Source organism: Nitratireductor sp. WH36-1, from assembly GCF_058725515.1.
Genome location: NZ_CM178970.1, coordinates 2,832,720 through 2,850,737 on the forward strand (window position 1 = coordinate 2,832,720; position 18,018 = coordinate 2,850,737).

General features: G+C 61.3%; 29 protein-coding genes and 2 pseudogenes. 9 read left to right on the plus strand and 22 right to left on the minus strand.

Annotated elements, in window-relative coordinates:
* Nucleotides 1–30: 30 nt before the first annotated feature.
* The 19 genes and pseudogenes from gpW to AC4PTT_RS13735 form a co-directional block, all read right to left on the minus strand.
* A complete protein-coding gene (gene gpW, locus AC4PTT_RS13645) occupies nucleotides 31–264 on the minus strand; it encodes a gpW family head-tail joining protein (RefSeq protein WP_492161441.1) in 234 nt (77 codons plus the stop codon).
* A gap of 7 nt (nucleotides 265–271) precedes the next feature.
* A complete protein-coding gene (locus tag AC4PTT_RS13650; RefSeq protein WP_492161442.1) occupies nucleotides 272–2,311 on the minus strand; it encodes a phage terminase large subunit family protein in 2,040 nt (679 codons plus the stop codon).
* Entirely contained in the window at nucleotides 2,308–2,928 is a 621-nt protein-coding gene (locus AC4PTT_RS13655) for a hypothetical protein (RefSeq protein ID WP_492161443.1), read from the minus strand. The genes AC4PTT_RS13650 and AC4PTT_RS13655 overlap by 4 nt, the downstream gene beginning before the upstream one ends.
* A gap of 148 nt (nucleotides 2,929–3,076) precedes the next feature.
* Nucleotides 3,077–3,841 (minus strand): hypothetical protein, encoded by a 765-nt coding sequence (locus AC4PTT_RS13660; protein ID WP_492161444.1) that lies wholly within the window; start codon nucleotides 3,839–3,841, stop codon nucleotides 3,077–3,079.
* Nucleotides 3,842–3,896: 55 nt separating this feature from the next.
* Nucleotides 3,897–4,268: a hypothetical protein gene (locus AC4PTT_RS13665; RefSeq protein WP_492161445.1), complete on the minus strand. Its 372-nt coding sequence runs from the start codon at nucleotides 4,266–4,268 to the stop codon at nucleotides 3,897–3,899.
* Between the two features lie 585 nt (nucleotides 4,269–4,853).
* Entirely contained in the window at nucleotides 4,854–5,519 is a 666-nt protein-coding gene (gene nusG, locus AC4PTT_RS13670; RefSeq protein ID WP_492161446.1) for a transcription termination/antitermination protein NusG, read from the minus strand.
* A complete protein-coding gene (locus AC4PTT_RS13675) occupies nucleotides 5,488–6,597 on the minus strand; it encodes a hypothetical protein (protein ID WP_492162625.1) in 1,110 nt (369 codons plus the stop codon). Before AC4PTT_RS13675 ends, nusG begins: the two co-directional genes overlap by 32 nt.
* Nucleotides 6,598–6,600: 3 nt before the next feature.
* Nucleotides 6,601–6,744, minus strand: a pseudogene (locus tag AC4PTT_RS13680) (helix-turn-helix domain-containing protein); the annotation flags it as partial.
* Nucleotides 6,741–7,436, minus strand: coding sequence for a hypothetical protein (locus tag AC4PTT_RS13685; RefSeq protein WP_492161447.1), 696 nt, complete (start codon nucleotides 7,434–7,436; stop codon nucleotides 6,741–6,743). The gene AC4PTT_RS13685 and the pseudogene AC4PTT_RS13680, both read right to left, overlap by 4 nt.
* Nucleotides 7,433–7,981, minus strand: a complete 549-nt coding sequence (locus AC4PTT_RS13690) for a hypothetical protein (RefSeq protein ID WP_492161448.1) — start codon at nucleotides 7,979–7,981, stop codon at nucleotides 7,433–7,435. The genes AC4PTT_RS13685 and AC4PTT_RS13690 overlap by 4 nt, the downstream gene beginning before the upstream one ends.
* On the minus strand, nucleotides 7,978–8,316 hold the full coding sequence (locus AC4PTT_RS13695; RefSeq protein WP_224873574.1) for an HNH endonuclease signature motif containing protein: 339 nt from the start codon (nucleotides 8,314–8,316) through the stop codon (nucleotides 7,978–7,980). The genes AC4PTT_RS13690 and AC4PTT_RS13695 overlap by 4 nt, the downstream gene beginning before the upstream one ends.
* Entirely contained in the window at nucleotides 8,313–8,600 is a 288-nt protein-coding gene (locus tag AC4PTT_RS13700) for a hypothetical protein (RefSeq protein WP_206546767.1), read from the minus strand. The genes AC4PTT_RS13695 and AC4PTT_RS13700 overlap by 4 nt, the downstream gene beginning before the upstream one ends.
* The gene (locus AC4PTT_RS13705; RefSeq protein ID WP_492161449.1) at nucleotides 8,597–8,890 is read right to left on the minus strand and encodes a hypothetical protein; all 294 of its coding nucleotides are present in this window, start codon (nucleotides 8,888–8,890) and stop codon (nucleotides 8,597–8,599) included. The genes AC4PTT_RS13700 and AC4PTT_RS13705 overlap by 4 nt, the downstream gene beginning before the upstream one ends.
* Nucleotides 8,887–10,026: an MT-A70 family methyltransferase gene (locus AC4PTT_RS13710; RefSeq protein WP_492161450.1), complete on the minus strand. Its 1,140-nt coding sequence runs from the start codon at nucleotides 10,024–10,026 to the stop codon at nucleotides 8,887–8,889. Before AC4PTT_RS13710 ends, AC4PTT_RS13705 begins: the two co-directional genes overlap by 4 nt.
* The gene (locus AC4PTT_RS13715; RefSeq protein ID WP_113156243.1) at nucleotides 10,026–10,292 is read right to left on the minus strand and encodes a DUF2312 domain-containing protein; all 267 of its coding nucleotides are present in this window, start codon (nucleotides 10,290–10,292) and stop codon (nucleotides 10,026–10,028) included. Before AC4PTT_RS13715 ends, AC4PTT_RS13710 begins: the two co-directional genes overlap by 1 nt.
* 46 nt (nucleotides 10,293–10,338) lie before the next feature.
* Nucleotides 10,339–10,620, minus strand: a complete 282-nt coding sequence (locus AC4PTT_RS13720; protein ID WP_492161451.1) for a hypothetical protein — start codon at nucleotides 10,618–10,620, stop codon at nucleotides 10,339–10,341.
* 13 nt (nucleotides 10,621–10,633) lie between these two features.
* Nucleotides 10,634–10,894 carry a hypothetical protein gene (locus AC4PTT_RS13725; RefSeq protein WP_492161452.1) on the minus strand — a complete coding sequence of 87 codons (261 nt, stop codon included), beginning with the start codon at nucleotides 10,892–10,894 and terminating at the stop codon, nucleotides 10,634–10,636.
* A complete protein-coding gene (locus tag AC4PTT_RS13730) occupies nucleotides 10,891–11,385 on the minus strand; it encodes a hypothetical protein (protein WP_492161453.1) in 495 nt (164 codons plus the stop codon). Before AC4PTT_RS13730 ends, AC4PTT_RS13725 begins: the two co-directional genes overlap by 4 nt.
* 131 nt (nucleotides 11,386–11,516) lie before the next feature.
* Entirely contained in the window at nucleotides 11,517–11,753 is a 237-nt protein-coding gene (locus tag AC4PTT_RS13735; RefSeq protein ID WP_492161454.1) for a hypothetical protein, read from the minus strand.
* On the opposite strand from AC4PTT_RS13735, the gene AC4PTT_RS13740 reads away from it, so the two are divergent.
* Nucleotides 11,734–12,036: a hypothetical protein gene (locus AC4PTT_RS13740; protein ID WP_492161455.1), complete on the plus strand. Its 303-nt coding sequence runs from the start codon at nucleotides 11,734–11,736 to the stop codon at nucleotides 12,034–12,036. The genes AC4PTT_RS13735 and AC4PTT_RS13740 overlap by 20 nt on opposite strands.
* 5 nt (nucleotides 12,037–12,041) lie before the next feature.
* Here AC4PTT_RS13740 and AC4PTT_RS13745 read toward each other — a convergent pair whose 3' ends face one another.
* Together AC4PTT_RS13745 and AC4PTT_RS13750 are read right to left on the minus strand one after the other, a co-directional pair.
* Complete coding sequence (locus tag AC4PTT_RS13745; protein WP_492161456.1) at nucleotides 12,042–12,380, minus strand: hypothetical protein; 339 nt, start codon at nucleotides 12,378–12,380, stop codon at nucleotides 12,042–12,044.
* On the minus strand, nucleotides 12,377–12,607 hold the full coding sequence (locus AC4PTT_RS13750) for a helix-turn-helix transcriptional regulator (RefSeq protein ID WP_492161457.1): 231 nt from the start codon (nucleotides 12,605–12,607) through the stop codon (nucleotides 12,377–12,379). Before AC4PTT_RS13750 ends, AC4PTT_RS13745 begins: the two co-directional genes overlap by 4 nt.
* 125 nt (nucleotides 12,608–12,732) lie before the next feature.
* On the opposite strand from AC4PTT_RS13750, the gene AC4PTT_RS13755 reads away from it, so the two are divergent.
* The 4 genes from AC4PTT_RS13755 (at nucleotide 12,733) to AC4PTT_RS13770 (ending at nucleotide 14,542) form a co-directional block, all read left to right on the plus strand.
* Nucleotides 12,733–13,344: a S24 family peptidase gene (locus AC4PTT_RS13755; protein WP_492161458.1), complete on the plus strand. Its 612-nt coding sequence runs from the start codon at nucleotides 12,733–12,735 to the stop codon at nucleotides 13,342–13,344.
* Between the two features lie 202 nt (nucleotides 13,345–13,546).
* Nucleotides 13,547–13,837 (plus strand): hypothetical protein, encoded by a 291-nt coding sequence (locus tag AC4PTT_RS13760; RefSeq protein ID WP_492161459.1) that lies wholly within the window; start codon nucleotides 13,547–13,549, stop codon nucleotides 13,835–13,837.
* Nucleotides 13,834–14,118, plus strand: a complete 285-nt coding sequence (locus tag AC4PTT_RS13765) for a hypothetical protein (RefSeq protein ID WP_492161460.1) — start codon at nucleotides 13,834–13,836, stop codon at nucleotides 14,116–14,118. The genes AC4PTT_RS13760 and AC4PTT_RS13765 overlap by 4 nt, the downstream gene beginning before the upstream one ends.
* Before the next feature lie 199 nt (nucleotides 14,119–14,317).
* A complete protein-coding gene (locus AC4PTT_RS13770) occupies nucleotides 14,318–14,542 on the plus strand; it encodes a hypothetical protein (RefSeq protein WP_113154755.1) in 225 nt (74 codons plus the stop codon).
* A gap of 134 nt (nucleotides 14,543–14,676) precedes the next feature.
* On the opposite strand, the gene AC4PTT_RS13775 is transcribed toward AC4PTT_RS13770, so the two are convergent.
* Nucleotides 14,677–15,558 carry a hypothetical protein gene (locus AC4PTT_RS13775; protein ID WP_492161461.1) on the minus strand — a complete coding sequence of 294 codons (882 nt, stop codon included), beginning with the start codon at nucleotides 15,556–15,558 and terminating at the stop codon, nucleotides 14,677–14,679.
* Between the two features lie 126 nt (nucleotides 15,559–15,684).
* Here AC4PTT_RS13775 and AC4PTT_RS13780 point away from each other — a divergent pair, with 126 nt between their 5' ends.
* The 4 genes and pseudogenes from AC4PTT_RS13780 (at nucleotide 15,685) to AC4PTT_RS13795 (ending at nucleotide 17,996) form a co-directional block, all read left to right on the plus strand.
* Nucleotides 15,685–15,972, plus strand: coding sequence for a hypothetical protein (locus AC4PTT_RS13780; protein WP_492161462.1), 288 nt, complete (start codon nucleotides 15,685–15,687; stop codon nucleotides 15,970–15,972).
* Between the two features lie 52 nt (nucleotides 15,973–16,024).
* A pseudogene (locus AC4PTT_RS13785) lies at nucleotides 16,025–16,123 on the plus strand (helix-turn-helix domain-containing protein); the annotation flags it as partial.
* A 71-nt stretch (nucleotides 16,124–16,194) separates the two neighbouring features.
* Nucleotides 16,195–17,346, plus strand: coding sequence for a tyrosine-type recombinase/integrase (locus AC4PTT_RS13790; protein WP_492161463.1), 1,152 nt, complete (start codon nucleotides 16,195–16,197; stop codon nucleotides 17,344–17,346).
* Between the two features lie 236 nt (nucleotides 17,347–17,582).
* Nucleotides 17,583–17,996, plus strand: coding sequence for a universal stress protein (locus tag AC4PTT_RS13795; protein WP_206547399.1), 414 nt, complete (start codon nucleotides 17,583–17,585; stop codon nucleotides 17,994–17,996).
* Nucleotides 17,997–18,018 lie beyond the last annotated feature (22 nt).

Sequence of the window (18,018 nt, forward strand, 5' to 3'; positions counted from 1 at the left end):
CTGGTGCCTGGCTGGAAACGGTCGGTTCCATCAGAACGTCACTCCCCTGCTGCGCGCGCGTGCGCTCCGGCGCAGACCAAGCTGCGCTTCTAGTCGGCGGATGAAGCTGCGCAGCGAAGCCCGGTTCGCCGCCGAATACGTCACCTGCTCGCCGTCATAGGAGACGCTCGCCCGCAGACCGCCGGTCTCGAGCTTGAACTCGGCCGCACGGGCCTGATCGAGCTGCGCCTGAAGCGCCGCCCGCCGTTCCTCGGTCAAAGCCATGGTGTTCCTATCGGTTGCGGCGCTTCGCGCGCTCGGCCCGCTGCAGGGCTGCAGCGATCAGGGCTTCCTTCGAAGCCGCCTCTTTGCTTTGGGATGAGGCCTGCTGCTCGCTCCCGACAGGAGTGATCAGGTCCTCAAGGTCACCCTGTGCGGGCTTTTCCATCTTCGACAGACGCTCGGCGAGCATGTCCCACTCTTCGTCTGTCCAGTAGGTGACGCCCAGCCGGATCGCGCCGGCATGCGCCTGGTTCATCATGTCGAGCGCTTCGTTGCGCTGACCGGACGGCAGTTTCCAGACATAGCGCGCATGGCCCGACCGCGTCCGCTCCTCGACCCGGATCTCCGACGTGACCTGCTGATAGAAGTCATCACCAAGCCCCACCGCGAACCGGATGTAGCCGGCCTGCTCCGGATCTTCCTTCTTCATGTCGCGGTAGAGCCCGATCTTCATGATCGAGGCGTTGAAGTTGAAGAACCGCGACGTCCATTTCTGCTTCTTCGGCTTGCCCTTGCGGTCGAACTCGCGCACCTGTGACAGGAGCCGCGCAGTGTCCCGGTTGTCGCCGCGCACCATGATGACGCGCGACTTCGGATGTTTGCGCACCCAGCCCCAGACATCCTCGGTATAGGCGTTGCCGTCGATGGCGACGATGTCGGCCGAGCGCTGGTTTCCCCACTCGTCCGCCCAGGTCCGCTTGATCAGCCGGTCGAGCGCGGCGCGAACCTCCGGCTCACTGATATGACCGGAATGGACGCGATAGCCCGGCAGGTGGCTGCCGGCGCGGTGATCGACAACGCCACGGTCGATCACGCACCGGAAGCGATTGCGGCCATAACCGATCAGCTGCCATTCGACGCGGTCACCCTGAACGTCCATGCCGATGGCGAGGGCCAGCGCCTCAGACGGGATCAGGCCCCGCTGGAAGCCGGTTTCTTCGCCCCGGTCCCGAAGGTCTTCCCAGTCGACTGCCTTGTTATCCGCCTCGAAGGGCAGCCCAAGCCAGTCATTGTAGAAGACCTGCTCGGCCCCCGCGCCCTTCTCCTTGTCGTCGGGGCCGCCCGTCTGCACCTTCAGCCAGGCGCGCGCCAGCGCTTCCCAGCTCTCCAGCGGCGAATAGGCAACCCAGATATGGAACGAGCGGTGGAACCGCGCCCGGTCGGGATATTTTGCCACCCAGCGCGCACCGTTCTCCGGCGCCACCATCCATGTACGATGGTGTTCGCGGATCTCGCAGCCGCAATGGATGCAGACGAAGTGCGCATCCTCTGGCTTCTCGGGATCGATGTGATCCCGCATGTTCTCCCAGCGCAGCTCCTGCAGTTCTTCGCAGTGCGGGCACGGGACGTGATAGCTCTCCTGCGTCCCCAGGTGATAGTTCGTCGTGATCCGGCAGCCCGGCGACACCAGCGGCGTCGAGATCTTGAAGACCTTCCGGTTGAAGAATGCCTTCGACCGGCTGTCAGCCTGCGTTTCCGGGTCGCCCGCCTCGTTCATCGACCATTTGGCGAGATCGTCCTGAACCTGCTTGCGCGGCGATATCATCGACAGACCTGCCGGCGAGTTCGCGCCTGCTGCCTGGATGGCCCCGCGACCGTCGATCCGCTCCTTGTAGAGGATCGAGTTGCCGCCATCGCGGCTGGTTTCTGAAAACAGCGCCCGGATGGCGTCCGTCTCCCGAACAAGCGGCATCAGCTTGGTCTTCGACCAGCGCGACGCGTTCTCCTCGGTCGGATGGACGTAGAGGAAATCGCACGGGTCCATGTCCATGGTCCCGAGCGTAAAAATGTTCGCCAGAACCGTTCCGCCCACCTGCGCGGACTTGCCCAGCGTGACGATGCTGCACGGGTCTTCCGGCGAGAGCGCCTGCAGGATCTCCGAGAAGAACGGAAAAAGCGCCTCGTTGTAGGCACCCGAGAATGCAGAGATGCGCTCCGAAAAGACGATGTTCTGCTTGGCCCATGCCAGATAGTCGACCGGCGGCGGTGGTGTGGCGGCTTCGACGAGCGCTTCGTATTTGAGCCGCTCTGGATTGAACAGCATCGTCATGACGCCGACCGCGGTTCCTGTTCCTCGGCGTCCTCGACCATGGTGGGCGTTGCCTCTGCCTGCGCGCGGTAGCTTTCCGCAGCCTTCGCGCGAACCATCCGGAACGACTTCTGCAACACCTGCTGTGCGTCGCGTTCAGGGATCGAGAACTCGGCAGAAAGGGCATTGGCCATGTCGCGCAGTCCCTGCTCCATCACCTTGAACGCTTCTGCAACGGCGCGCCCCATCTCACGCCGCGCGGCCTCGGTCAGCATGTATCGGCCCACCGCAAGCGCTTCCTCGCGCTCGGCCTGCGCCGTCTTGATGCGCTGCTGCTTCAGGCGCTCGGCGGCCAGCTCATCGTGCACCGGCTCCGGAACCGAACGCAGCGACGAGCCGGCGCTCTGTTCGCGCACGACCGCGCCATTGCCGCCCAGGCGCTGCGAAGGCTCCAGCGATTTGTAGAGCTGCGCGCGCGCCACGTCAGGGCGGATGCGGGCAAGTCTGCCCTCGCCGTCAATGGCCTCACCGAAGATCTTGCCCTCGGTGATGTATTGCGACACGCGACCGGGCGAGACGCCGATCAGGCGTGCAAAGTCGCCTTTCGCCATCGTCTCGACTTTAGCGGGTTCGCTCATCTTTAGGCTTCGACTTTAGGCTTTCAAAATTGGCTCAGACTGCCGAAACCCCGCGGTCCGAATTACTCGCTGGTCGGGGTTGCCCAGGAAGGACCCATCGCGCAGATGGGCTACCGGGTGGGGCCGGATCGGCCTTTTGGTTGCGGGGTCAGCGGTTCGGCCGACGCAGGATCAGGTCAGCGGAGCGCTTGAAGTTGATCGGCATGCGGGCACGCGCCGTAGCGTCAGCCCAGTTCTTCCAGTCGAACACGTCGGCATAGTCCGGCACACGCTCCACGAAGATGAAGACTGGCGAAACCGAACCCCGGCGATCACGCTGCCATATACCCCGGGGCAGACTGCTCGGCCTGATCCCACCGATACGGGGCGCATCCTTCCCGTAAGACACGAAGTATCGCGCCGCTCCCCGGCGCTGCTGGACTGCCTTGCTTCTGCGGCTTTCGTTGCCGATACCGCTGTCGCCAATCTTCAGCTGCGCAAGGATCTTCGCATAGACACCGCGCGGGACATTGCCATACCGGTTCAGTTTCAGCGCCTTGCCGGGCATCGCGTATTCGTTCACCCGCATGACGCCCGCATGGATGAGACGCTTCTCCCACCGAGTGTGTGGACGCCGCCCGCCCCTGATCTGCGTCAGCAAGTATTTGCCGGCAGGCGTTCCCTTCGGTGCGAAATCCTTGAAGTAGACCTCGGCGGTCATCTGCCTCTTGGTCGCCGGCTTCACGAATGCCGCGTTCAGCGTCCATCGCGTCGGCCGATCAAAGACCCGGAGCATCCACTTCTTCGAATTCTTCTGGATGTCCTTTGCGGTCCAGGTCGCTGCCCGAGCGGCTGCAAACGGCAGGTCACGGCCAAGGTCACGGGCAAGCTGCTGCTCGAAGTCACGCTGGTTGTACGAAACGGTTGTTCTCACCTTCGCTAACCTCACGTAGTTCTAACGCGCAGCCTTCGAACATATGGACCGTCAGCTAAGGTGCTGTCACGCTGACAGATTGTGACTTGATGATGTCCAACAACGACTGACGCTTTTGTATTGCCCACCATCCGACAACAACCGCAATGACCGACATTACAACGCCTCCACCTGCCACCACAGTAGAAAGGATATCACCTGCAGGTGTCATTTTCTCTTGAAAGGCAGCATTTACCCAAATTCCGACAGCAAACGAGAACAGGGCAGATGCAATGGAAAAACAAACGCTGCTCAGACTGTTGAAGAACGCAATCTGCTCAACCTCATGTTCATGAACTGCGAGCACGCGCACGTTCCTCTTCACATAATCGTTCACCACGATAGAGCCACTGGCGATCACTTCGACCGCATCCACGGAATTGCTCATGCTGAACGCGCCTCCGTGATTGTGAGGCTGAGCAAGCGAAATGCGTCACCAACAAGATGCACAGATAGTGAATATCGAAGCACCCACAGACCCGGTCTCAGCTGGGACGCAGCTCTTTCTGCAGTCATCCGACCACTGACAGCCATCCCCAGGGCGCTTCCGAAGTTCGAGAGGGGAAGATGGAAAGTTCCACGTTCGAAACGAGGGGCAACTCCCGCACTGCCAGCCCCGTCAGACGAAAACGAAACTGAAACGACGAGGCCATCTTCACCGCGAAATGTGACCTCGGTCTCATCCTTTGCCAGAACTACCTGTTTTGAAAGAACAACCCGATTTCCGTTAATCTCTATCACACCTGCCTCCTCGCAACGAACGCAGCAAGGAGTGGGGCAATCCAGTTAAACAATGGATAATTTGGCGTATAGAACCCCATCGCGGCAAAGCTGGAACCGTTTCGGTTCGCTTTGCCTGGGTCTGGCCGGCGCTCGGCGTGGGGCTTTCGCCCACTCGTCCATCAGTCCTGCGATGGTCCCTCTGACGCTGCGCTCAGGATCACCAGATCATCCTGAGCCAGAATCGCTAACGCTATTTGCTCAGATCGGCAAGAGGGATGCTGGTGCGCACCTCACGCCCAAAGATCGTCACGAGAACGCGCGCAACATCAATCCCGGTGACGCCCTCAACAACAGCCGGGTGGCTGGCGAAGGGCCCGTGATCGATATGCACCCTGTCACCCTTCTGGTAGAGGCCTCGAAAAGCCTCAACATCCGTCTCATCACCTTGCAGCATCGCTTTGAGTTTCAACACATTTTCGTCACTCACCGGAAGTGGACCACGCTCGCCAGAAAGTACCGAAAGCGAACCTTTGACGCGGTTCAGCGCGCCCCAAATCAGAGCGCTGGCAACAACACGAACGAAGATGTATCCGGGCAGAACCGGACACTCCTGCATCCAGACCTTTCTGCAATGAGGACGCTTCCAGGGCCGCTTTTCCATGGGCAACCAGTGCTCTACCTTCGCCTCTCGCAAGGTCTTTTCCACAGCTTTGTCGAACCGTGGAACCGTCCTCAGCACATACCAGCGCCTGCCACTCACCTCCTCACCAGCACCAGCCAGCATTGCTTGAGCCCGACGGCTGACGGACGCCTCACGATTCGCCCTCATCAGGAGCGCAGCAATCTCAGCGTCGGAAAGCTGCTCCAGTGCAATCGGTCGAGCCTCATTCAACTGCTTGCTGCGCGCCATCATCATTGCCTTTTACCTCGCCTGCCTTGATTGCCGCTTCGAATTCCTTCAGCCCGCCCGGCCCGCCAATCGGGAAGTAGACCACGCGCTGCTCTCCCGTGTTCGGGAGCCATGGCCACCCTTTCCGCTCATGGAACAGCTTCCATTCCTCCCAGCGCCCGGAACCGACCGGGACCGGCTCCATCAGCCCTGCAAACGCCTGCAGCGCCGGTGCCACGGAGACTCCCCGCCTGTTCGCAGCACGCTCGTGCATCGCGTTCACCGCCGGCCAGCCATAGCGGGCCTGCCGTTCGCGAAGCACTTCGTCCGCGTCGATAACGCCTTGATCGATCATCCTGCGCTGCGCCGCCGTCATCGGTGGTGCGTCCTTCGGATCGACGGTGAGAAACTGCTTCACGCGCACCAGCCCCCAAAGCGCGCCCCATGGCTTGGCCACAAGGCTTTCCGGTTCGGGCTCTTTCGGAAGAGCCACATCTTTCCAGAGCTTGTTCGTGAAATAGATCGAGGGCTTGGGCACGTTCTTCCAGCCCTGCGACTTCACCATATCGAACCACGCATCGCGTTTGGCCTCCGCCTCAGCGCGCTCCTCGGGCGTCAACGCAAGCCAGGGCTTCTTGGCAGGATCCTTCGGCATTCCGTCGAACCCTGGCCAGCCCTTCAGCACACGCCAGTATGCCCTTTCGACCGCCTTGGGGTTTTCGGTCTCTGATCCATTTTTCAGATCATCCCTCTCTCGCGCGCCTTCGCGCGCCCTCTGAGAGGTTCTACTGGTAGGTTCTATGGGAGGTTCTTCCTTATAGGCCCGGAACTGATTGCCGGTAGGCGTGTCGTCAACTGCCGGTAGGTCGGCGTCTGGTTGCCGGTTGGTCCTACCGGCAGATTCTGCCGGTAGGCCATCAGTGACGGCCGCGTTTGAACCTTTGCCACTCCGGCAACGCTCCACGCCATCAAGCACGCTGGCATCAAGCTTGAGCACGATCATGTCGGCAGCGCGCGCGCCGTTGCGCCGGGTGCGTCGCGTGCGGGCGATCAGCCCCCAGTCCTCCAGCCGCTGCAGCCATTCGCGCGTGGTGCGCTCGCTCACTTCCGCATCCTGCGAAAGCTGCTCCTGGCTCGGCCAGCAAGCCGCGTTCTCAGCGTCGGCATAGTCGGCAAGGCAAAGCAGAATTGCCTTTGCAGCCGGCGAGCCGAGGCGCTGCTCTTTCGCCCATGCAGATGCTTTCCAGCTCATTCCGCCGCCTCCAGCGCAAAATCATTGATGGCAGAACCGCCCCATTGGTCGGCCATGGCTTCCGCCATGCCGGGGAAGAAGCGGCTGCGCTCCTTCCCGCGATCCGCGCCCGGCGACATGCGCCACACGCGGTTCCAGCGCTTCCATTCGTCACTGCCCTTTTCGGGCTCCGGCAGCCGGACGGTCTCCGCGAGGGCAGGAAGCCCGCGCAGATACCAACCCGTCGCCTTGTATTCCGGGTGCCCGAACCAGAACGGCTGCACGATCTGCGGGCGCGGCAGATCAGCCGGCATCCGGGCCTTGGCAAGGTCATGCATCTCCGGATTTTCAATCGCCACGCGGGGAATGGGCGCACGCCAGCAGGCAACGAACAGGTCAATGCCCTGCTCGAACTCCGCTTTCATACTCTCCCACGTGCGGCCCTTGGGCAGCTTCTTGGGCGGTGTCATCTTGCCTGCGCCCGATAGCCAGCGACGGCCAGACCGACACAGCCTTGTGCATGGCGGATGCGCGACGATGAGCAGATCCCAGCCGTCATGCAGAATCTCGCGCACATCGCCGACGATATGCCGGTTGCTGCGATCATCCGCAGGCAGCAGATCGCAGGACCACGCATCATGCCCGCGCGCGGCAAAGGCCCGCCGCACGATGCCCGAATATTCGCATCCCACAAGAACGCGGAGACCATTCATCCCACAGCCCTCCAGGCCTTGAATGCAGCCCTGAGCGCCTTCCAACGCTCGGCCGCCTGTTCGTTTCCGTTGAGTTCGCGCCGCGAGGTGATCGCGAGGATCGAGCGGAGCTTCACCACCGCGCGGTCCTTCGTCAGCGGCGGTTCCAGCCCGTGCTGCTCCGCCAGAAAGCGGCGGAAGGCGGGCTCATCGCATTTCATGGTTGCCTCGGCGGCAAAGTCGCGCGACGTGTCCTGCCGGGCCGGTTCGGCCTGCTGGCGCGTGGCCGCGCCCCTGCGCGCCTTCTCAATGGCGCGATCCACCAGCCCGAGCAGGAAACCTGCCATCTCCGGCGCGTCGGCGATGAAGGCGATTTCGTCAAACGTGGCACGCGGCGTGAACCGCGCGAGCTCGACAAACGCGCCATGTTCATCCCGCGCTTCCAGAAACTCGCCATGATCATCCATGGAGCGGTGCCAGCGCGCAGGCTGGATCCGCGCCAGCCTGTCGCGGGCTGCCTGCAGGCGCTGCAAATCGGTTCGGGGTTCTCTGGCGGCCATGTTCATTCGGCTGCCTCCAGCACCGCAGCGGCAGCCGCCGCCGCACGGCGCTTCTGGTTCTGGCGGTGCGTCACAAGCTCCAGATGGCTTTCCCGCACACAGAGGCGCTGCCGGCACTTGTGGTCGAGCTGCTTCTTGCCGGGAATGAACCCGTTCTCGTTCGTCCACGAAACCTTGTGCACGGCCACGGTCTGCCCATCGAGCGACATGCGGGCATACTGCCCGCCGCGCCCGTCGCCGCTGGTCGGCCCGGTCCAGATATGGCAGGGCGTCTCATGGCCAGTGTCGACCACCTCAACGCGCGCCATGATCTTTTCGCGAATGCGCTCACGCCGGCTCACGGGAACCTCCCGTGCTTGGTCATCACGGTTTTCAGCCGCCGCGCAGCCGCTTCGAGGTTCCTGCGCGCACGAACTTCCGGCCCGCCGGAAAACTTCGCCTGCTGCAGTCGATCAAAGGCCTCACCAACCTGACGACAGGCGTTCATGACCTCCTCATCCGCCTTGCGCACGACGACACGCGGCGCAGGAACGCGCAGCTTCTCGACCTCCTCCATGAGCACCTGACCAACCACGCCGGCCAGCCGCTTCTTGATGCCGTCGATTTTGTCGATAGGCGCCGTCATGTCCGGCCCCCGTCAGCAAATGCGCCCAGCTGTGCGCCGAACTCGGCAAGCGCGTCGGCAACAGCGGGCTTCAAGCGCCCCTGCCCGTCCCGCACCGAGCGCATGGCGTTGAGCCGCAGTTCGAGATAGGCCTCGCCCGGCTCAAACTGCCGCTTGCGGCAGATACTGCGGATGACAGCCTGATACTTGCTCAGGATCATGTCCGGAGCAGCCAGCAGCAGCCGCGCAAGCGCCCGGCTATCCTCGGCATCATGCATCTGGCGCAGAATGGGGAGCATGGTGTCGGTCATTCCGCCGCCTCCCCCGCTTCGAAGCCCCAGGCATCCCAGCCAGGTCGCGGCGATCGGCAGAACAGCTCTATCCGCGCCATATCCGGGTAAAGCCGCTCGATTGTCTCGACGAAGAATTCCGGCTTGGCGCTGTGCCGCCCTTTCCGCTCGCGGTGGACGGTCTCCGGTTGCGTTCCGGGCAGCGGAGCGACCGCATCACCGCGCCGGCCGATCAGCAGCAGTTCATGCCGATCACGGCCCCAGTAGCCGGTGCCCGCCACTTCCTTGTCCCAGATCCAGTGGTGAACATAGGTGAAGCCCCACGCCTGCATGACCCGTAGGCCATCCAGCAACATGGGATTGGTCGCCCAGAGAAAGAGCACCGCGTCCCGCGCGGCCACGCCGCCCAGCTTCGCAAGCAGGCCGCAGATTTCTTCCGTTGGCATGGTCGGGTAATGGTTTTCCGCGCTCTTCTCGCGGCCCGTCTCTTCGGAGCGAACCGAATACCGCCATGCAGGATCCGCGTAGATCACCGGATACAGCCGCGAGACCTTTTCCGGAGCGGTGCTGGCTCCACGCTCGGCAATCATTTCCATATGCGCAAGGCGCACCGAATGACGGGTCTTCTGCTCTTCGGCCCGGAAGAGCTTCGCCACCTTGGCCAACTCACGCCGATTTTCCGGCTCGGGCATGAACGCCGTCTTGATCGTCCGCCGCGCAGGCCTGTTTTTGCCGTCGCGTCCCTCGACCTCTTCGAACTGGGGAATTTCCCCGGCCTTCTCCAGCCTGCCACGCACCTTGCCAACCGTCTTGTGGTCGACGCCCAGCATCGCAGCCACTGCCCGCGACGAAATCGAAGGCGTGTCGCGAAGCTGTCCTTCGATCAGGTCACGCTTCTGCGCGCTGGTAAGGTGCCGCCGCGAAACATTCAGTTCGCGCGCCAGAGACCGTTTTTCGGGCTCATCAAGGCCCCGCCGGACAAAGCGCGGCCAGTCGACCAGACCCAGCTTCTCGCAGACCTGCACACGGTGGTGGCCGTCGAGAATGTTGCCCTCTTCGTCATACTCGACAGGCACAAGCACACCATGCTCGATGATCGAGGCTTCGAGCGCCGCAAAATCTTCGTCGGAGAGCGGAGGCAGGAGCTGATACTTCATCACTCCATCCCCAGTGCGGCCTTGTAGAGATCGATCATCGCCTCGGCTTCCTGCCGCTCCGCCGGATCCTGTTTCCGCATCTTCACGATGCTGCGCAGAGCCTTGGTGTCGAAACCCATCGACTTGGCCTCGGCGAATATCTCTTTCTTGTCGTCGCTCAGCGCGTCGATATCTTCCTGCACCCGCTCGATCCGCTCGACGAACGCACGCAGCTGGCCAGCGGCAACGGTCTGCGGGCCACTCGCCTCATCGGATTCAGCGACCATCTTTGCGCCGGGCCGTTCACGCGCCGGACCGCGCGGGCTCCACGGATCATGCTCCATCAGACTGCCCTCCTTCGGCTCCATAGATTGTGGCTTGGCCCGCACCAAGCAGACGCCACTGAATGCGCAGCAGCGCATCCCAAAAAGGCGGATTGCCCTCCACGTCCATGCGCGCGGCGTCATCCGGCGCGCGCTTCGCAAGCGCGGATCCGGGCAGGGTCAGGTTTGGGCTTTTCTCCTGGCTGCGCATCAGCCGGCCCTCGGCGTGATCGCGGCGAGCCAGAGCAGCAGGAGACAGAACAGGAGCACGCCAAACGCCGCTGCCCGCCATGCGCGCGCCGCCGTCACGCTGCCTCCTCCGCCACGCTTTCGCAGCGGGCGAGATAGTCGCGGTGAAATGCGCAATAGCGGCTGTGCTGCCCTCTGGCTGCCCAGTTCTCGGGCTCCACGGCGGCAGCACAGAAAAACGTGGTGCCCGGCTCACGCCGCACGGGAAAGAGGCAGAAAGCCCCTTCGATCTCCAAAAGGCTGCGCCCGCCGGCCACACCAGCAGGCGCTTCCGGCGCATTACGCGCCTGCACCATGTCTTCGACGGAGCGGATCATCCCGCGCCCCCGCCCACCACGGAGAACCCACCTGCCCCGCGAACGCTGGCCGCGTGCTTTCTACAAGCAGCAACGATGTCGGAGAGTTCGCTCAGCCGCCGGTCATAAACGGCGGCCTCGGCCGGGGTGATTTTCCCGTCGGCCATCGCGTCCGCCATGGTCGACATCATCTCGCCTGCCTTGCTGCAGAGCCCCGCATAGCCGCGCATGATGTCGGCTTCGGCGTCCGCCACCTCCTTCGGGTCGGAGAGCCGGCGACCGGAAAGCTCTGCCAGAGCGGTCGTTACGACTGGTATCTTGGTCTCGAACTCGAGAGACCAGACCGCATCCAGCGGCATTAGATCCGGGCTGTCGCCATTGTTCCAGCGGCCCACGGTCGACTTCGAGTAACCGACGATTTCAGCCACCCGCTCGATACCGCCAGCGGCGGAAATAAGGTCACGCTGCGCGGCCTTGATGCGGAAGTGGCGGGCATTGGCATTCGGGAACATAGGTTTCTCCGGGCAAAAGCTTTCCCACGCCGGGAAAACCCAGCGTCGTTTCCCGTGGCGGGAATGGATTGGCGATGTCAGTGTGCGAGCGTCAGTTCGCTAAGGAGGTCCGCATGGGAAGCGCGCGATCATCATTTGCTATCCGCCAGGCTCACTGCATCCTGCAGCAGCGCAATAAGGTGGCGTGCATGAGCAGCAGAGATCGTATGACTGATCTTCTGGTCGCCCTGAAATGCCTCAACAACGACGCTCTTGAAGGCAGAGCGGATGCTGATACCGTCGATTTCCGCGCGCCACAGAGTAATCCCCTCTGGGCCGACAAAGAACTCATTGGGTGGAGGACACGACTTGATTGCGGTTTCAGACATTTTGAAAATCCTCGATCAGATTCCGGTTTGGAGAAGCTTGACCAGCCTCCCCAAACGCATCGCGGAGCTGGAGGCGCGTGTAGCGACACTCGAATCCGGAAAAGCGGCAACCAAGGCACCTGGGCCGAACGACTGCCCGCGCTGCCATGCGGTCATGGAATTTCAAAGCGAAGAAGAGCACCCAATTACCGGTCCGATGGGCCACATGGAGCACACGCTTCGCTGCCTCAATTGCGGACACGAGGCCAAGAGGCGGTTCATTCCGGCAAAGGGATATGCCTGAAAGTCTCATCTAGCCTTCCCCTCCCGTGGCAACCGCAACTCGAAGGACCGTCTGGCTGCACCGGCCTCAAGGTCGCAGACGGCGCGCAGAAGGCGCGGAATGCCCGCAGCCCTGGCGCGCTCGGCGGCCATGTCGGCAATCAGCGCGTCGACACTGGCGAACCTCTCATAGGCGGCAATCGCCTTGAGCAGGATCATCATGGCCGGCGAAACGCGAATGGAAGTGGAGGCCGCGCCTGCCGGGAAACGAGACCCGGAACCGGCAGGCGCGGCCAGTGCCACGTTTCCGGGGAGGAGGTCGGAAACGCGGTCTTGGGAGGAACAGTGCTGACGAAGCGCGCTCATTCAGCGGCCTCCGGAGTAGATTTTTCCAGCGATTGGAAGAACCAACCGTCATCCCAATCGATACCTCTTTCGGCAGCCGCCAGCCTGATCTTTCGCATATCGTCAAGCGAAGGAGACACATCCCTCTCCCAACGAGAGACGCTGGCCTGCGTCACGCCAATCAGCGCAGCAAACTCCACCTGGGTTGCATCAAATATCTCTTTGCGGATGTACCGGATCGCGTTCATAGGGGCGCATAGTATGCGCAAACGGATAATTTTCAAGCTTCTTTTATGCGCAAGCGGATTTTTCTTTATCCGCCCTGTTGCCTAACGTCCGAGCCATGACAATGGAACAGAAGATACGAGCAATCATGAAAGCCACCGGCTGGAAACAGCAGAAGGTGGCCGAGCATTTCGATGTGTCGCAATCCACGGTGAACAGATGGCTAAGTGGATCCGAACCCGAAGGGCATCGCCGCGACGCCATCAACGCAGCATTCGACAGCTTAGTGGATGCGCCAAAACCTTCGGCTGATGGCATGGCAGTGCCAGTCATGGGCTTCGTCGGCGCAGGGTCAGAGGTCATGCCAGACTTCGAGCAGGTGCCGCCGGAAGGCATCGATCAAGTTCATGTGCCGTTCCATGTCCCTGATGATCTGATCGCCTTTACTGTCAGAGGCACTTCGATGCTTCCCTATATGCGCGAAGGCACGATCATCATCGTCTACCGGGAACAACAGAAGCCAATCGAGGCATTCTACGGCCTTCAGGCAGCTGTACGGACGGCAGATGGGAAACGGTTCATCAAAACCATCACACGCGGCAGCAACGGCGGCGTGAATCTGATCTCCTGGAATGCCGAGGAAATGTACGACGTCCATCTCGAATGGATCGGAGAGATTTTCGCAATCCTACCACCGTCGCCAGCGCGGAAGGTTGAGCGCCAAGGCGGCATACAGGGACAGCTTAAACTGAGGGCATAGAATAGCAGAACTGTCATGAGAAAGCCCAAACCTCCGCGCGAACGCGCTGCCCGGGCCTTGTGTACGTCCCGTGCCTTGCCAGAGAACACGAAGTTCGAAGGCCGGCCAATGTGGGAAAGCCTCCTGCCGGAGGTCGACATCGCTCTCAAGGCCGCGCTGACGCCAGAAGAGTGGGAGCGCATTCGAGAGGAAGACGGGAGCCATGACTGACAAGCTCGCTGCCAAGCTCCTAGAAGCGGCCGACAACATCGAAAACGTAGCGCTCTCAGAAATACAGGTTTTGCTTCGCCGTGCCTCATTGCACATAGGCAATCGCACCCAACCATCCGGGACCACCATTCTCGAGCGAGAAATTTCTCGGGTGATTGATGAGTTCGCAGCGACCCATGACATACCGCGTGACGATGCCGCCAATCTGGCTCTCCGCGACTGGGCAATCAGTATGGGGCTCATAGAGATCGACGACTTGAATAATGAAGGCGACGAGCCATGACTGACAAGCTCGCTGACGAACTGCTGAAAGCAGCCGACACGCTGCACGACTTCACGCCTATCGAGATCCAGATATTGTTGCGGCGCGCGGCTCTTCGACTTCAAGGCAAGCTTGTCAAAGCCGGTGACATCACCCTCATTTCAGAAGTAGCGGACCTGGCTGACGAATTCGCGAAAGCGAACGAGATGAGCCGTGACGAAGCCGTCAACGCGATCATACTGGATTGGGGCATAGGCGCCGGCCTGATCGAGATCGATGACCTGGATGAGGAAGACGAATAAGAGGCACCCCAGAGAGGAGCGGCCAACCTTATGCGCAATTATCCGCCAATTCGAAGGATTATATCCGTTTGCGCATTTTTTTGATTGATTAATATCCGTTTGCGCATATTATCCTCTTCGTTCCCCACCCAAGGGCCGTATCGAGCAATCCCTCCGCTCGGTACGGCCCGCCTTGGGGCCACCCGAACGGAGAGATGCAATGATCCAGTTTCAGAAGGCCGACATTTCGGCCACGGAAGCCGCCCACATCGAGACCAACCCCGTGAAGCTTATGGCCGACGCCATGCTGGTCATTCAGGGCGGCGGGCGCACGGTTGACCGCGATGCCCTTTCCCTCGAGGGCTTTTCCGCAGCCGATATCGACAAACACGGCGTCGAGGCCCGCGACCTCGCCAATGCCCTGTCGCAGAGGCGGGCGGCATGAAAGCCGCCCTCGCCTTTCTGGCGCGCCGCCGCATCGAGCGCGCGGCCATGATGGCGCTGGCCCTCGCCTATGGCGTCGGCCTGCCGCTCATCTACGCGACCACGTGATCGGAGTAAGCAATGCTGTTCCATGCTTTAATCGTAGGTGTCGGGGTATTCCTCCAAGGCGACCAGCGTCACACACATGTCGATTCCGTTGGCCACGCGAAAAACCTCGGTGACGTGGCTGTCTTCAAAGACGTCACGATACGCAACCCTCAGGTAGAACGCTGCGGTGAATTCTCCACGAAGCACGGCTTCCCGAAGCCCAACCAGTTTGATCGAGACATTTGCCGCATAGATGACCTTGGACTGCCCCGGCCCTATGTTGACGCTGTAAGCATGCTCGACCGCCGAGGTGGAGATATCCTCATCGACCTGGCCCTCCACGAAGGCTGTGAATCGTTTCATGCTGGTTATGGCAGCCGGGGTATTCCCGGAGTTAACCAGCGTCGCAGCAAAAGTGAACGGCTGATCATCCCTTCCTTTTATAACCTTCACCTCAGTCACGCTGAGGTAGGCACGCAACTGCGCCTGCCCAATTCGACGCGTTTCCTCGACTGCGGCGACGGCGGCCTCGGAGCCCCTCTCCGCCTCGCGGACAGCAGCCAGAGACGCCTTCAGCGTTCGCCAAAGAATGATGAGCGCAGCGAAGCTCACCACGACCGCAAGGAGACCGGCGTAGGCAGCGATCATGTCGTAATTGCGCCACCACCGAATGACGACAGGGGACTCAACTTTCTCCTCGCGCACGTCGCCGGCATTGCCACCGTCTTGATCACCGGCCCCCTGATTTTGAGGCCCGTCTTTTGGAGAAACGGGTGGTGGTTCGCTGGGACGCTCTTTGTCGTCGTCGGCCTTGGCATGGCTGCGGCCCATCTCATGATGATCAAAGGGGCGACTATCCTGCGCTTCATCCTGGGCGCTTAAAACAGACGGCACACATATGAAGAACAAGGCCAGTATCAGTGAGCGCAAGACCAGAACTCCTGTTGATCAACTTGAGCTCATCAATGCCCAATTCGACCCAGTCTGCAATCTCGTAAGTGAACCCGCAACTCAACTGAAAAAGAATTCAGCAGCGGTTCGGGGAGGCAAATTGTAATGACCATCGAACTCCATCAGGGCCGCACGCAGGTCACCTGCGACCACTGCCCCGCCGAGTATCCGAACACCTACGCCCGGGAAGATTTCGACGTGATGATCGCCGACGCGCGAACCGCCGGCTGGCGAATCGTGAAGGCAAAGATCGATCCGACACACGGCGAAGGCACGGTCGAGCTCTTTGGCACTGCGCCAAAGGTCGCCAACCGCAAGCCCAAACAGGATTTCGTCCACATCTGCCCGAGCTGCCAGCAGGCAGCAGAGCACAGCTGTCGAGGATTGCTGTGACCTTCGCCCTGTCCTTTCATTTTGATCCGGGAGGAACATTCCGATGGCCCTCATGACTCCGGCCGAAACCGCAGCGCAACTCGGCATATCGAGCCGACAGTTGCGTGATCTCACGACAGATGGTGAAATCCCGTTTGTAAACATCGGCCGCGGCGAGCGGGCCACCCGCAGGTATGACCCGATCGATATCGCGGCATTCATCATGGCGAGGAAAAAGACCGCATGTCCGTCTATAAGCGCCCCGGCTCACAGGTCTACAGCTACGACTTCCGCTGTCGTGGGCATCGATTTTCAGGCTCGACGGACTGCACGACGAAACGCGAAGCTGAAAAGTTCGAAGACGGGCTCAAAAGGCAGATAAAGGCGGAAGCCGCCGAGCGCTCCGCCCCGATGACCTTCCTCACCGCAAGCTCTCTCTGGTGGGAGGAGAAAGCCCAGTTCAGAGCCGACCACATCGACCAGGAGCGATATCTCGCGTGGCTTCAGGCAGTGATCGGTAAGAAGACCCCCATATCCCTGATCGACGACAGCACCATTGCCCGCGCAGTGGCCCGCCGGCGCTCCGAGCCGGTGGAGTTTCGCAACAGGGACGGAAAGCTCACCAGCTCGCCGCATCTGCCGAGCAGCGCCACCGTTAACCGTGCCGTATGCGAGCCGATGCGCGCCATCCTCCGACGCGCGAAGAAAATCTGGAAGCAGTCCGTGCAGGACATAGAGTGGAGCGAGCACTGGCTTCCCGAGGCACAGGAGCGCGTGCGCGAAGCGTCACCGGAGGAAGAGGCAGCGCTCTTCGAGACCATGCGGGATGACTATGCCCCTGCCCTTCGCTTTGCTTTTCTGTCGGGTTGCCGGCGTGCGGAGATTGTCGGCCTGACGTGGTCGCGCGTTGACTTCTTCAACCGCGAGTTCTCGGTTCTCGGCAAAGGCGACCGCACACGAACAATTCCGATGACGGAAGAGATGTATCGCCTCCTCTGGAGCCTGAAGGACGATCACAAAACGGCTGTCTTCACCTATGTCTGCAAGCGCCCCCGCGAGCGGCAGAAGAAGGGCCAGCGCTGTCCGATCACGATTGAGGGCTTCAAGACGGCCTGGCGGCGGGCACGGGAGAAGTCAGGCATCGAAGATTTCCGGTTCCACGATACGCGACACACGACCGCCACGAGGCTGATGCGCGCCACCGGAAACCTGAAAGCCACCCAGCGGCTGCTTGGCCACACCGAGATCGCCACGACGAGCCGTTACGCGCACATCACGAAGGACGATCTGCGCGCCGCGCTGGAAGCATCAAGCAATGCCTATGCTGACCGAGCGACGAAAACTGCCACGGAAAATCCCACGGGTACGCAAACGCACACTGCCAAGACCAAGTAATGTTTAGGAAATTCAGAGCGGGAACCTCGGCTCCCAAACCAGATGCGCTACCAGGCTGCGCTACGCTCCGAACGTTCGGCTTCATTAGGGTCTGCAGATATCGAAAGCAAGGGGGTGCAGCGCAAAATCGATAATTTGCCTCAGGTCAATGCGCCCTGCCCCCGAACTGTCAGGGTTCAGACATTAGAAGTGCTGGAGAAACCGGGCATCTTGCCCTGAAAAGAGGAGGAAAATCGATGTTCAAGAGAATCATGGTTCCCGTCGACCTCGCACATGCCGACAAGCTGGACAAAGCGCTTGATGCCGCATCCGGCCTCGCAAAACTCTACGGCGCGTCGCTGTGCTATGTGGGTGTGACGACCGCGCTGCCCAGCTCGGTGGCCCATGGCGAAGCGGATTTCGCGGCCAAGCTCACCCAATTTGCAGAAGCCCGCAGCAATGACGATGGCGTTGGCATAGAGGTCAAGACAGCGGTTAGCCACGATCCCGTGCGCGATCTCGATGACGTTCTGGGGCGCACCGTGGGAGAAATTGGCGCCGACCTTGTCGTGATGGCGTCGCACGTGCCGACATTTGCAGATCACATATTCGCGTCAAACGCCGGTTATCTTGCCTCCCACACGCCGGTTTCGGTCTTTATCGTGCGCTGAGCCTCCGGAGAGCGGGCAGCTC